Origin of the sequence: Roseobacter sp. (assembly GCF_039970775.1) — a bacterium.
Lineage (GTDB): Bacteria > Pseudomonadota > Alphaproteobacteria > Rhodobacterales > Rhodobacteraceae > Roseobacter.
The window spans coordinates 1-12,370 of sequence record NZ_JBDVLG010000030.1; the positions used below are offsets into that span (position 1 = coordinate 1).

Genomic DNA, 12,370 nt, shown 5'->3' on the forward strand with positions numbered 1-12,370 from the left:
CCGCGCCGAAAACAGTCACTTGCCATTTCGAAAGCGAGAAAGGGCGATGCAGGGATACCGGTCACAGGGAAGTTTGCAAAGGTTCGTGCCGATCCAATCAGCCATCCGGAATTGCTTGTTTGTCCCCTCTCGCCGTCGGTCTGCCCTCACAATCCGTTATCATCGCCTGGAATGCCGTCACACAAGCAGCTTGAAAGCCCTGCCGTACGATTTCCCTTTGTCCACCCAGTTAATGTGACAACACCGTTTGGATTAGTGAAGAAGCGCTCGACCTGTGGGCGGCACCTCGTCGAATGACGCCGGGCGGACAAATTTTGCGGGATCGCCCTGTATTCCGGATAAACGCAGGTAGATCAGGATATGGGCGCGGCTGAGTCAACCGCGCCCAAAGAGGTTTAGCGCTGCAATGCGCCCACCCCTGAAAAGCGGAACGCTTCTTGTTCGAGTGCGTCGATTTCTTCGGCGCTCATCTCGTCATGTGCGATCGTGATACGGCCCAAGAACACCAGCGGCAGATCCCCTGCGCGCCCTTCCAGATCGGCCTTGATGGCTTCGGCGGTGGCCGCGCCCACATCATCGCCCATCCGCATAGGTGTGGCGTCAAGATCACCGCGGCGAATGGCGTCAAGTTCGAGCCCTGTGCCGCCCCAACCGGTCGAGAAAATCTCGTTTTGCTTATCCGCTGCGACCTGCGCCTCGACCGATCCCATCGCCATTGCGGTGTTGGCGTTGTGGATGATCTTGGCCTCTGGATACGCCTGAAGGATCAAGGATGTGCCTTCAAACCCACCTTCACTTTGATATTCGCCGTAGTGTTCATAGGCGGTGTTCCAGTTGCCTTTTTCTTCGACACAGGCTTTGAAATCACCCGACCGTTGGTTGTCGGTGATCCCCGGAATGCCGCGATTCATCGCCATGGTGACACCATTGCCAAGACGCCCCAGCATATAGTCGCACATGGTCAACGCGCCTGCCGCTGATGAAAAATCAAACCACGCGTCAGGTTGTGTTTCGAGATATTTCAACGGGGTATGGAACGCCCAAACATAGGTCGAAAACCCATCATTGGCCGATAATTTATCGATATTGTCAGCCTGAATGGCCAATTCGGACGGGCCAAAAATCACGTAGTCATACAAATCCGCGTCTTGTTCGACCTGCGACGCATAGGTCGATTGCAACGAATGTTCGACCTGACGCGATGCAAATTCGGTTGTTTCATACACGATGCCCAATTGGTCCAACCGTTTGGTCATCGCCAAATAGTTGCGCGCCCAAAAGTCGGACGTGTCCGCCGATGGGTAGATCAATGCAATCTGCAGCGGGTCTTCGATGGTGCCGGCATAAGGCACGGCATCCGCACCAACGACCGCCTGAAGCGCCTCTAGCGCGCCATCTGCGTTGACCTCATTTGGCACCCAATAATCGCGGTCTGCGATGTCTGGCAGTTCCTTGAGCGGTAGGGTCGCGTGGCCGTCGGCCATGGCAAAACCAGCCAAGGATGTCGCCACAATTGTGGTTGTCAGTAATAGTCTCATTCAGGTTCCTCCCTTTATCATGAGTGCGGGGTTTTGCCGGGGTTTGGGGCCACTCCCTGCGCCCAATCCCGACAAACCCCGCCTTTGTGCCGCTCACCCGCTTGGGTTTGGGTTTCCGGCGAACAGCCCACCAACCGCCAGTAATGCGATCAACACGCCGATCAGCAGCGCCGAAAAGCGCAGCATCTTTTGCCCGTCGGGGGTTTGCAGGCCGGCCAAAATGCCGCCCGTCCCATCCCGGTCTTTTTTCTGCATCCATGTATACAGTGCCACAGAGCTGATGATCACCACGCCCGATGCAACCGATTGCCAAAAGAACTCGATCCGCAAGGTGACCAACGCGTTGATCATCATGCTTAGCAATAGCACCCCGGCAAACGACCCCAACATGGAAGCCCGGCCACCAAACAACGATGTCCCGCCCACAACGACGGCGGCGATGACATGCAGGTTGAAATAGGGGGCCGATGTCGCCTGAATGGCGTTCAACTTGCCGGTCAGCAAAATGCCCCCGATGGCCGCACAGGCACCACATAACACATAGGCATAAACCTTGTGGCGTTTGACGCTGATGCCGGTCAATTCGGCCGCTTCGGGGTTGGAGCCGATGGCAATGGTATACCGCCCGAAATAGGTGCGGGTCAGCAGGACATACCCCGCAATCATCGTGGCCGTCCCGATCAATACCGGAATGGGTACAAACCCCGGTATCTGGCCGCGCCCAATGTCGGTCAGGAAATCAGGGAACCGCGCCAACACCAGCCCCTTGGCCAGCACCAGTGCCAACCCACGATACACCAGATCCATCGCCAGGGTGCCGATGAGGTCGGGCACGTTAAACCGCGTGATGATCAACCCGTTGATCAGGCCCATCACCGCCCCCATCATGATCGCGATAGGCACCGCGACATACACTGAAAACCCGTATTGTTTGATCAAAAACGCCATCACAATGCCCGACAGCGCCGCGATAGACCCAATGGACAGGTCGATCCCGCGTTGGGTGATCACAAACGTCATGGCCATCGCCATGGGCATATATAGGGCCGCGTCCAGCAAGATGAGGTTGAGATTTGATGCACGGAAATAGCGGGCGGGTTCGACGACGCCCATAAACAGCAATATCGCCAAGATCATCACCATCGGGCCGATGATCGCGACGTAGGGCTCTAGCCGTTCGCTCATTGGTTTTGCGGTCGTGGTCATGCTGCTTCCTCCGCGCCGATGATCATACCCAGCACCTCTTGGGTGGAACTGGCGTGCGTGTTGACCACACCCACACATTGCCCACGCCGTTGCACATGGACCCGGTCAGAGACCTCAAACACATCATCCAGCGAGTGGCTGATCAAGATCACCGCCAACCCCTGTTCGCGCAGCGCTTTGATCAGGTTCAATGTGCGCGCGGTTTCTTGGGGCCCAAGGGCGGCGGTGGGTTCATCCATCACCAACACACGCAACCCTTCGCTATACACCGCGCGCGCGATGGCGACGGCCTGACGTTGCCCGCCCGATAGGCTTTCGGTTGGTGCATCAGGGGATTTCAGCGTCACGCCAAGGCGTTCCATCAAAACCCGTTCTGTTTCTGTGCGCATTTTCTTGTTGTCGAGCATTTGAACACCAAACACTGATTTCGTCAGCTCATTGCCCAGAAACATGTTCGCGGCGGGGTCAAGGTGATCGGCCAACGCAAGGGTTTGATATACCGCATCAATCCCCATTTCGATGGCATCAGCATGGCTGGAAAATTCGATAGGCTTGCCGTCTAGGAAAATCTGGCCTTCGGTGGGTTGATATACGCCGGTCAACACCTTGATCAGGGTCGATTTACCGGCGCCGTTATCGCCCACAATTGCCAGCACTTCGCCTGCATAGGCGGTCAGATCAACGCCCTGAAGCGCCGTCACGCCGCCAAAACGTTTGGTTATTTTAGTCATATGAATTAGGGGGTCTCGCGACACAACTTAATCCTCCTCCAGCTCGAATGGGTGGCAATCTACAGCGCCGAAAATCCGGGGTTTTGTGAATATGTGGGGCCCCGCCTGTACCGGCAAAGCCCCACATGGGAGGTGTTATTTACCCCAAATGGCCGTATAGGCCGCGCGGTAGGGGATATCGGGGTCAAAAGTGTTGCTGTCGCCCGAGGTCGCCAGACCGCCCGGTGTCACCAAGGCCGGCGACGTGACATACCCTGAACACGCCGCACCCTGTACCGCGCGGTTGAGTTCATCAACCAACTGCCAGCCTTGCAGGTTCAGCGGCTCGGCGACCGTAATCGCCTGGTACCCGTTTGACCGGATCCGTTGAAACGCCGCCTCTGACCCATCACCGGCAGAACCTGCCTTTGGCCCTGCGTCCGGGCTCAGACCAGCCGACGCAAGCGACGGGCCCATAAAGTCAAAATAAAGGTCATTGATGGCCAAGGCATGGGTCCAGCTGTCACCGTATTTTTGCAACAATGATGTGGTTAACGGCCCCATACGCGTGGATGTATCGGCGATCGGCGTATCGACATATTCCAACACTTTGCCACCTGCGGCTTCTACGGTGGCTTGCAGACGGTCGGCTTTGTCGATGGCGATCTGATAGGTGCTGTCGGTGAAAATCACGACGCCAATGTCTTTACCGCCGTCGTCAATGGCCCATTCTGCGGCCACCTCAGACACGCGCATGGCGTCGGTCGATACATTCGCAAAAATACCCCCCGGCGCGTCGCAGCCGATCACGGGGCCGGAATGCCACGCCACCATGGGCACGTCGGCTGCAACCACGCCTTCGAGGGCGGCTTGTTGTTCGACCGCATCAAACCCGTTGATGATGATCCCGTCGGCCTGCAAGGCCAGCGCCTGACCAATCGCCGCCGTGCGCCCTTGGATAGACCCCGCACCATCCAGCACACGGACCTCCCACCCGATGGCTGCCGCCGCCTCTTCGACACCATTGGTCACACCCAGAATGCCACCGTTTTTCAGATCACCCGCGACAACAACGATAGATTTGCCTGTGGCAGCAGTGGGGCCGGTCGTCGGGCCATCCCAATCGCCCGCCAAAACCGGCGCGCCCACCAACATGCTTGTGGCCATCAACCCTGCGATAAATGTTCTCTTCTTCATTTGCTTTCCTCCCTTAGCATTTGAAATATCAGCGCTTTTGCGCGCTTTTCTTACGTTGTGCATAACCCGCGATGCCAATAGCGATCAGCAAGGTCACCCCGTTGAACAATGGCTCGACCCAAAAGGAACCACCGAATTGTTGGATACCCGAAATACCGACCGCCAGAATGGTCACGCCGACAATCGTACCCCAGACGTTGACCCGCCCCGGTTTGATCGTGGTGGAACCTAAAAAGGCACCCACCAGGGCAGGCAACAAAAACTCCAACCCCACGGACGCCTGCCCGATGCGCAGTTTTGACGCCAGCAATACCCCCGCAAGGGCCGTCATAACGCCCGAGGCCACAAACGCGCCCACGACATATTTGCGCGTGGGGATCCCGTTGAGTTCGGCGGCACGTTGGTTGGCGCCAATCGCATATAAATAGCGGCCAACGGGTGTGTATTCGAGCACGACCCACATCACGACGGTGATCACGACCAGATAGTAGGCGGTGATGGGCAAACCGAAGACAAACGTGGTGTTCAGCGCGTAAAATCCATCGGGCAACAGCCCCACCATCTGCCGCCCGCCCGTGTGCCAAAGCGCCAGCGCATAGAGCACCGTGCCCGTGCCCAATGTCGCGATAAAGCTATCGATCTTGGCGACTTCGACCAACCAGCCGTTCAAAAACCCCGTCACCGCGCCCAAAACCAAAACCGACGCGACCGCAACGGGCCAAGGCAGGCCCAACACCGTCTGCAAACTGATCGCGAGCACATGCCACAGCACGATCCCGTAACCCACAGTCAGATCGATCCGGCCTGCCGCCATCGGGATCATCGCGCCCAATGACAGCAACGCAATAATCGCCTTATCCGAAATAATGGACCGCACATTGAGCATCGTGGGGAACGTATTGGGCAGCAAAGCTGAAAACAGCACGATCAAAAACGCCGTCAGGATCACCAGACCATAGACGGGTAAAAACCGCATGATCCGTTTGCCTGTGCTGAGCGATTTCAACTCCGCTTTTGTTGGCTCCAACGCGCCTGATTCAAGCGATTGCATTGATATCGTTCCCTTTTGTGCTGATATTACCGGCCGACGCCGATTGGATAAGATTTTCTGTGCTCAGGCGCGTCCCGCTGAGTTCATCGACGATGGCACCTTGACTAAACACAATCGCCCGGTGGCAGATCGTGGCGATTTCTTCGAAATCCGTCGACATAATCAAGATCGCGACCCCCTGACCCAGCGCGCGGTTCAACAACGCATAGATCTCTGATTTGGCGCCCACATCGACACCGGCTGTCGGGTCTTCACAAATCAACAGCTTGCGCTGGGTCGCAAGCCACCGACCAATCACTACCTTTTGCTGATTGCCCCCCGACAGGGCCTCGATCGCGAGCGACGGGTCATTGGGGGACAGCCCCAATTCGGCCCCGATGGCCGCGGCCTGATCGGCTTCTTTGTTGGGCGACAACAGATTGAGCAATTTGCGCCCAATCCCATCGGGGTTCAGAAAGGTATTTTCCCTGATCGACAGGCTCATCGCGACGGATTCTTCGGTGCGGTCCTTCGCAACCAACCCGACACCGGCATGAAGCGCGCGCTGCGGCGTCGACAAATCGGGCGTTTGCCCGTCAAGGGTCACCTGCCCCGTGAACGGCACCAACCCAAACAACGCCCGCGAAATCGCTTCGTGCCCGGCACCGCGCAACCCAACCAGCCCCAAAACTTCGTTTTGTTGCAAGTCGATGTTCAGGTTTTGCACCCCGCCCACGTCGAAGTTGCACAGCGATAAAACCGGGGCGCCCGCTTGCTGGGTCGCCTTGACTGTTTCGCGGGTCTTCCGGCCGACTATCTTTTGCACCAACTCTTCTGGGGTGGTGTGTTCGATGCTGCGCATCCCCACCATCGCACCATCGCGCAACACCGCAACCCGGTCCGCGATCTGAAAGATCTCATCCAGTCGGTGGGACACATAGATCATGCCCACACCTTTGTCGCGCAGCGGGCGGATCGCGGTAAACAGGCGGTCGACCTCATCCGCAGGCAGTGACGCGGTGGGTTCATCCAAGACCAAAAACTCGCTGTCTACCGCAAGAGCACGGGCAATAGCGACCAGTGATTTTTCGGTGCGCGTCAGATCTTCGACGCGGGTGCTTGGGTCAAAATCACATTCGACTTTTTGCAACGCCTCTTGCGCAAAACGTTCCACCGCAGACCAACGGATCAACCCGTTTTTACGCGAAAACCCCAACGCCAGCCCGATGTTTTCAGCAACCGTCATCCATTCGATCAACCCAAGATCCTGATGGATAAACGCAACCTTTTGCCGTTCGCCGAACCCCGCAGGTTTGTGATGGTAGGGTTTGCCGTCAATCAAAACGCGGCCGCCGTCGGGCGTGTGAATGCCGCCTAAAACCTTGATCAAGGTTGATTTTCCGGCCCCGTTTTCGCCCAGCAACGCAACGATTTCGCCGCGCCCTACCGTCAAGGACACATCTTTCAGGGCGTAGGTACCCCCAAAGTGTTTCACGATCCCGTCAAAGAACAAACCTGTTTGCAGGTTTGACATGGCTGTTTCTCCCCCCAGAGCGGGACCCAAGCTAAACATTGAGTTACCCGTAACGTTCCGTTAGCATCGGGGGAGAATGGGTAAGCTGTCAACCCTTTAGTTACCCGTAACATAAGAATTGCGATATTCGGATAAAATGAGCAAAAACAAAAAGGTAAGTCTATCTCAGGTTGCTAAGGCTGCGGGTGTGTCCAAAATGACGGCCAGCCGTGTTTTGCGCAAGGAGGGCGGATATTCAGAAACCACGCGGGCCAAAGTCATGGCGCAGATCGACGCGCTTGGGTATTTGCCGAATCGCCTCGCGACCGTTTTTGCCGGCGACCAAAGCTCCACGTTTATTGGGGTGTCGATCCCCGATCTGGGCAACGAAGTATTTGCCCAAGTGCTCGAAGGTATTGACCGAAAATTGGGGACGTTTGGGTATCAATCTGTGCTGGGGCTGACGCAGCACACCCTGGCCGAAGAAGAGAAATGGATCCGTACGGTGCTGTCGTGGCAACCCGCCGGGTTGATCCTGACCGGTCGGTATCATTCTCAGCGGGCGGTCGAAATGCTGCGCAATGCAGGCATCCCCGTGGTCGAGATTTGGGATCTGAATTCCAGCCCGCTGGATGTCAGCGTTGGCATCAACCACTTTGATTGCGGCTTTGATATGGGGCGTTATCTGACGTCGCTGGGGTACCGTACCATTGGGTATGTCGGCACGTCACACGATACTGCGAACGCCGCGACGGATCGGTTGAACGGGTTTTGCAAGGCCGTTGAGGGCGGCGGCGGTGAGGTCGTGAAACAGTTGTGTCTGCATGACACCGCGACGTATTACCCCGGCTTTTACGGCACCGAACACTTGCTTGCGGCCACGGGAAACATCGAATGCATATACTACCAAAACGACGCGATGGCCTACGGCGGGTTGAAATATTGCGACGCAAAAGGGCTGGCCGTGCCGACAGATATTGGCATTGCGGGATGGGGTGATTTGCCCATCGCCTCTGTGATGAACCGGCGCATGACATCGTGCCACGTGTCCCACCTAAAGCTGGGTCAACGTGCGGCAGAAATGATGATGGCGCGCCTCACAGGCGAACCAGCGCCCGATTGCGTCGATATCGGGTTTCGCCTGATCCCGGGATCAACGGTGCGCAACGCAGGCGGCTAACTGGTTTCGCCCGCCACCAAAGAGCACCCCATTTCGACACATACGGTCGTTTCAGCCCCCCCATCGAAGACATCTCGCAACAAAGAAACCGCAGTTTCCCCGATTTTCTGCGCGTCCACGTTGACGGTGGTGATCGCGGGGTTGGAAATTCTGGCGACCTCGAAGTTCCCAAACCCAGTGACCGCGATGTCGTCAGGGACCTTCATCCCCATCCGCTGCACCGTGCTCAGGCAGCCAAACGCCACCGGGTCCGACACACACACCAGCGCATCAAATTGGGCGACATCCGTGCCCAACGCCTCAATCGCAGATCGCCCATGCCGCATGGACACCGGTGCAGGGCCCGCATCGATCAACGTGACATCCGGCAACCCGTGTGCGCGTGCGGCCGCAATCACCCCTTCGCGGCGGGCCGCCCCCCGCAGATCTGCCCCGTCAGAAGCCCCGACAAACGCCAGCTTGCGCCGCCCCTGCCCGACAAGATGATCAACGATCAACGTCATTGCGTCAAAATTTGAAAACCCCACAACATGCCCCAATGGGGTGCTGGGCAAATCCCATATTTCGATCACAGGCACCCCGGCCGCCTGCACCAACGCGCGGGTCGCCTCCGTATGGTGCCCGCCCGTCAGGATCAACGCCTCGGGGTTGCGCGCCAAAAGCTGGCGGACGAGTTGTTCTTCTTTTTCAACGCGGTAATTGGTGCTGCCCAACAACAGCTGCAACCCGGCCGCCTCTAACCCATTGCTCAACGCGCGAAAGGTCTCGGCAAAATTCGCGTTGTTCACAGAGGGCAAGGTGACCGCGACAAACCCACTTTTCTGAGTCCGAAACACTTGCGCGGTGGAATCGTACACATAGCCCATACTTTGCGCGGCCTGTTTGACCTGTGCACGGGTTTGTTCATTCACGGTTTGGTCATCACGTAGGGCACGCGACACGGTCATCGTCGATTTGCCGACCGCGCGCGCGACATCGCGCATTGTGACGCGTGGGCTCATGATATTTTATGGCAGGTATTCATGCCGTTCCATTACGTGGTGGTGGATGCGTCCGTCGAAATATTGGCCCACTATTTGGCCCGTCACGTCTTTAGACTGAAAGCGCGCGGGGCTGTCCAGAGCAGCCGCCATTGTCGCCGCATCCGGATAGCTGATCGCCAGAATTAACGGCAACTCGGGTGCCCCTTCGTCGCGGTCATCGCCGAACATGACGCGGACATCGGTGTTGCCGGGAAACTGTTTCCACAGCGGTACGAGACGGTCCTTTACCGCCGCGCGAAATGCGTCCGTTTGTCCGGGTTTTACTGTCCCTTCGAACAAGGCTAATCGCGTGATCATTTGGGTGGCTCCTCTTTGGCTCCATTGAAAAATTCCATAACTGCGGCTTGGTCCTCACCACCCCAGCCTGCCGCCGTTAACATACGGTGTATTTCACCACACAAGGCCGTCATTGGCATCGACGTCCCGGTTTGGCGAGCCAAATCATTCACCGCGTTGAGGTCTTTGACCATATTGTCGATCCGGCCGGTGCGGCGATAATCCTTGGCCGCAAAACGCGGAAGATATTCCTGCAAGAGCGCACTATCGGCGCGCCCGCCTTTCAAAGCTTGCGGGATTTTCGCCGCATCCACCCCCGCATCAAGCGCGAGCTGCGTGGCCTCTGCGACCGCAAGAAACCCCAACCCACACAAAACTTGGTTGATCAATTTCGTTGTCTGCCCCGCGCCTGCTGGCCCCATGTGCGTATAATTCGACGCGACGTGTTTGAGCGCGACATGCGCGCGATCAACATCAGCGGCGGTGCCACCTGCCATCAAAGTCAGCTCGCCGCGCAACGCTTTTGGCGCCCCACCCGACAGCGGGCTATCGACCCAGGCAAGGCCGTGTTCGGCTGCCTTCGCCGCGAATTTCCGGGTTTCATCCGGCTCAATCGACGACATATCAATAATCACGGTGCCTTTTGACGCGCCAGCAACGATGCCATTTTCGCCAAAAGCCGCCGCCTCTACGATCCGTGAGGCATTGAGGCTGGTGATCACGAAATCAACATCTCTCGCAGCCTCAGCAGCTGTTCGGGCTGCGATACCACCCTTTTCGACCAACGCGGCCACCTTATCCGCATCCAGATCGAACACCTTCAGGGTATTCCCGGTGTCCAGCAATCGTGTGCCGATCGCACCCCCCATGGCGCCCGCACCAATCAAAGCAATTTTTTCGCCCATGACAATGTCTTTCTTAACTTGATTTATGTCTATCGCGTGGCGCGGACGCACGTAAAAAAACGCGCGCTACGATCAAACAAAAAGGAGGTGATCCAAGCGTCCCATTGCAGTGATCTATCGTTGGTTTCGCTCTTTATGTTACCGATAACAATTTCTGTCAATAGCAACCGATACCATTGTTGCCCCACCCCGGTTCGATCACCGCAGGTGGGCGATCAATAGGCCGCGTCTGTCCGGATCAGGCTAAGCGGGGTCATTGCAAGTATCTTCAGGTCGAGAAGCAGCGACCAGTTTTCAATATAAATGAGGTCATGCTCAAAACGCGCCTTCAACTTGTCGTGCGAGTCGACCTCGCCGCGCCAACCCTTCACCTGCGCCAAACCTGTGATCCCCGGCGGTAACCTGTGGCGCGCTGAGTATCCCTCGACAATGCGGCTGAATTTTTCCTGATCGCTTGATCTCGCATCAATCGCATGCGGGCGCGGACCTACCAAGGAAAGATCACCCCACAAGACATTGAAAAGTTGCGGTAATTCATCAATTGATGAGCGCCGTAGAAATCGCCCAACGCGCGTCACTCTGGGGTCTCCGCGGGACACCACCTTGAGCGACGCAAAATCACTGTCTTCTTGATACATTGAGCGGAATTTCATTACATCAATGACCCGGTGGTTAAAGCCGTGCCGCTTTTGGCGAAACAAAACCGGGCCGGGACTATCGAGCTTGACGGCAATCGCGGCCCCCAAAATAACCGGCGACAAAACTACAATGGCGAGGATCGCAATCACCAAATCAAATGCCCGTTTGGCCAGCCGTCGCCCCGGCGCAAATGTGCGTTCAGCGACCGAAAACAACGGCGCGCTGCGGGTGTCGGCAAAGGCCAAGTCCTTGTTGATAGCGGACAGGCGCACCTCGACGGGCAGCACCTTGAGCATGTTGAGCAGCCAATCGATACGCTCTTTTGCATCAAGCGGCAGGGCAATAATGACCATATCCACCTCGGTGGCACGCACAAACGTGATCAATTCCTCGTAGCCACCCAGTTTGGGCACGCCGAGACTTTGTAACGGGACACGGCCGTCTTCACGATCATCGAAAACCCCATAGATACGCACGTCATTGTCCCGGCGCCCAACAAGTTGCGTCACCAAACGGTCTGCATGATCGCCCCCGCCCGCGATCACCGCGCGCCGTTGAAAGACCCCATTGTCGCGCATCCACCGGGCGGCCTGTGCCGAAAAATACCGCAGTGGAAAAACGGACAAACATACTGAAACGATAGCTACACCAATGAAATTATTAGTGACATCACCGAATATGACCGCCCCAGCCGCGACCGGGACCGCCAGCGCAAGAGCGCTACGCAACAGCGATTTTGGCAGGGCCCCGATGATTTTGGGGTCATAGGCCCGCCCTGCCGCCAACAAAAGAAGAACAACACAGGCGGCTGCGATTGACCGCCCCAAGGCGGCGAAATCATGGAACATGTCCGCAGGCAAGCTCGCGTATTGCGCGAACCAAAACGCAAGCGTCACCACAGGAAAATCAACACACATCGCAATGATCGCAACCCACAGCGGTGCCAATGGCGCGCGGCTTAACATCCGGGCCACCACAGCAGAAGAAGCCCCCAGCGGCTGAGGCTCTTGTTCGAAATTACCGGCCATATTTTTCCCGATTTAGACGTCTGGCCGCATCCCTAGCCCCTGCGCGTTAACATTTCACTGAACTCGGTCGATTTATCGCAGAACGCAGATAGCTTTCTTCTGCAG

Annotated in this window: 11 protein-coding genes and 1 pseudogene; 2 read left to right on the plus strand and 10 right to left on the minus strand. The window is 57.0% G+C overall.

The genetic code is table 11. The features are described 5' to 3' along the window. Window positions 1–238, plus strand: a pseudogene (locus tag ABJH13_RS07095) (hypothetical protein); the annotation flags it as partial. A gap of 157 nt (window positions 239–395) precedes the next feature. Here the strand turns inward: ABJH13_RS07095 and ABJH13_RS07100 are convergent. From ABJH13_RS07100 to ABJH13_RS07125, 6 genes are all read right to left on the minus strand, one after another. Further along, window positions 396–1,538 (minus strand): substrate-binding domain-containing protein, encoded by a 1,143-nt coding sequence (locus ABJH13_RS07100; RefSeq protein ID WP_348405526.1) that lies wholly within the window; start codon window positions 1,536–1,538, stop codon window positions 396–398. Between the two features lie 93 nt (window positions 1,539–1,631). Beyond that, entirely contained in the window at window positions 1,632–2,744 is a 1,113-nt protein-coding gene (locus tag ABJH13_RS07105) for an ABC transporter permease (RefSeq protein ID WP_348405527.1), read from the minus strand. Continuing rightward, window positions 2,741–3,475 (minus strand): ATP-binding cassette domain-containing protein, encoded by a 735-nt coding sequence (locus tag ABJH13_RS07110; RefSeq protein ID WP_348405528.1) that lies wholly within the window; start codon window positions 3,473–3,475, stop codon window positions 2,741–2,743. The genes ABJH13_RS07105 and ABJH13_RS07110 overlap by 4 nt, the downstream gene beginning before the upstream one ends. A gap of 135 nt (window positions 3,476–3,610) precedes the next feature. Next, on the minus strand, window positions 3,611–4,651 hold the full coding sequence (locus ABJH13_RS07115; RefSeq protein ID WP_348405529.1) for a substrate-binding domain-containing protein: 1,041 nt from the start codon (window positions 4,649–4,651) through the stop codon (window positions 3,611–3,613). A gap of 28 nt (window positions 4,652–4,679) precedes the next feature. Next, entirely contained in the window at window positions 4,680–5,702 is a 1,023-nt protein-coding gene (locus tag ABJH13_RS07120) for an ABC transporter permease (RefSeq protein WP_348405530.1), read from the minus strand. Further along, window positions 5,689–7,215 (minus strand): sugar ABC transporter ATP-binding protein, encoded by a 1,527-nt coding sequence (locus ABJH13_RS07125; RefSeq protein ID WP_348405531.1) that lies wholly within the window; start codon window positions 7,213–7,215, stop codon window positions 5,689–5,691. The genes ABJH13_RS07120 and ABJH13_RS07125 overlap by 14 nt, the downstream gene beginning before the upstream one ends. Before the next feature lie 136 nt (window positions 7,216–7,351). Here ABJH13_RS07125 and ABJH13_RS07130 point away from each other — a divergent pair, with 136 nt between their 5' ends. Next, entirely contained in the window at window positions 7,352–8,374 is a 1,023-nt protein-coding gene (locus tag ABJH13_RS07130) for a LacI family DNA-binding transcriptional regulator (protein ID WP_348405532.1), read from the plus strand. Here ABJH13_RS07130 and ABJH13_RS07135 read toward each other — a convergent pair. The 4 genes from ABJH13_RS07135 to ABJH13_RS07150 form a co-directional block, all read right to left on the minus strand. Then, window positions 8,371–9,375: a LacI family DNA-binding transcriptional regulator gene (locus ABJH13_RS07135; protein WP_348405533.1), complete on the minus strand. Its 1,005-nt coding sequence runs from the start codon at window positions 9,373–9,375 to the stop codon at window positions 8,371–8,373. The genes ABJH13_RS07130 and ABJH13_RS07135 overlap by 4 nt on opposite strands. A 6-nt stretch (window positions 9,376–9,381) precedes the next feature. Beyond that, entirely contained in the window at window positions 9,382–9,714 is a 333-nt protein-coding gene (locus tag ABJH13_RS07140; RefSeq protein ID WP_348405534.1) for a hypothetical protein, read from the minus strand. Further along, complete coding sequence (locus ABJH13_RS07145) at window positions 9,711–10,598, minus strand: NAD(P)-dependent oxidoreductase (protein ID WP_348405535.1); 888 nt, start codon at window positions 10,596–10,598, stop codon at window positions 9,711–9,713. The genes ABJH13_RS07140 and ABJH13_RS07145 overlap by 4 nt, the downstream gene beginning before the upstream one ends. A gap of 215 nt (window positions 10,599–10,813) precedes the next feature. Next, window positions 10,814–12,265, minus strand: coding sequence for an exopolysaccharide biosynthesis polyprenyl glycosylphosphotransferase (locus ABJH13_RS07150; RefSeq protein ID WP_348405536.1), 1,452 nt, complete (start codon window positions 12,263–12,265; stop codon window positions 10,814–10,816). Window positions 12,266–12,370: the final 105 nt, after the last annotated feature.

Coding starts and splice junctions, on each gene's coding strand:
- ABJH13_RS07100 (WP_348405526.1), bottom strand. CDS start 1,538: ATGAGACTATTACTGACAACCACAATTGTGGCGACATCCTTGGCTGGT.
- ABJH13_RS07105 (WP_348405527.1), bottom strand. CDS start 2,744: ATGACCACGACCGCAAAACCAATGAGCGAACGGCTAGAGCCCTACGTC.
- ABJH13_RS07110 (WP_348405528.1), bottom strand. CDS start 3,475: ATGACTAAAATAACCAAACGTTTTGGCGGCGTGACGGCGCTTCAGGGC.
- ABJH13_RS07115 (WP_348405529.1), bottom strand. CDS start 4,651: ATGAAGAAGAGAACATTTATCGCAGGGTTGATGGCCACAAGCATGTTG.
- ABJH13_RS07120 (WP_348405530.1), bottom strand. CDS start 5,702: ATGCAATCGCTTGAATCAGGCGCGTTGGAGCCAACAAAAGCGGAGTTG.
- ABJH13_RS07125 (WP_348405531.1), bottom strand. CDS start 7,215: ATGTCAAACCTGCAAACAGGTTTGTTCTTTGACGGGATCGTGAAACAC.
- ABJH13_RS07130 (WP_348405532.1), top strand. CDS start 7,352: ATGAGCAAAAACAAAAAGGTAAGTCTATCTCAGGTTGCTAAGGCTGCG.
- ABJH13_RS07135 (WP_348405533.1), bottom strand. CDS start 9,375: ATGAGCCCACGCGTCACAATGCGCGATGTCGCGCGCGCGGTCGGCAAA.
- ABJH13_RS07140 (WP_348405534.1), bottom strand. CDS start 9,714: ATGATCACGCGATTAGCCTTGTTCGAAGGGACAGTAAAACCCGGACAA.
- ABJH13_RS07145 (WP_348405535.1), bottom strand. CDS start 10,598: ATGGGCGAAAAAATTGCTTTGATTGGTGCGGGCGCCATGGGGGGTGCG.
- ABJH13_RS07150 (WP_348405536.1), bottom strand. CDS start 12,265: ATGGCCGGTAATTTCGAACAAGAGCCTCAGCCGCTGGGGGCTTCTTCT.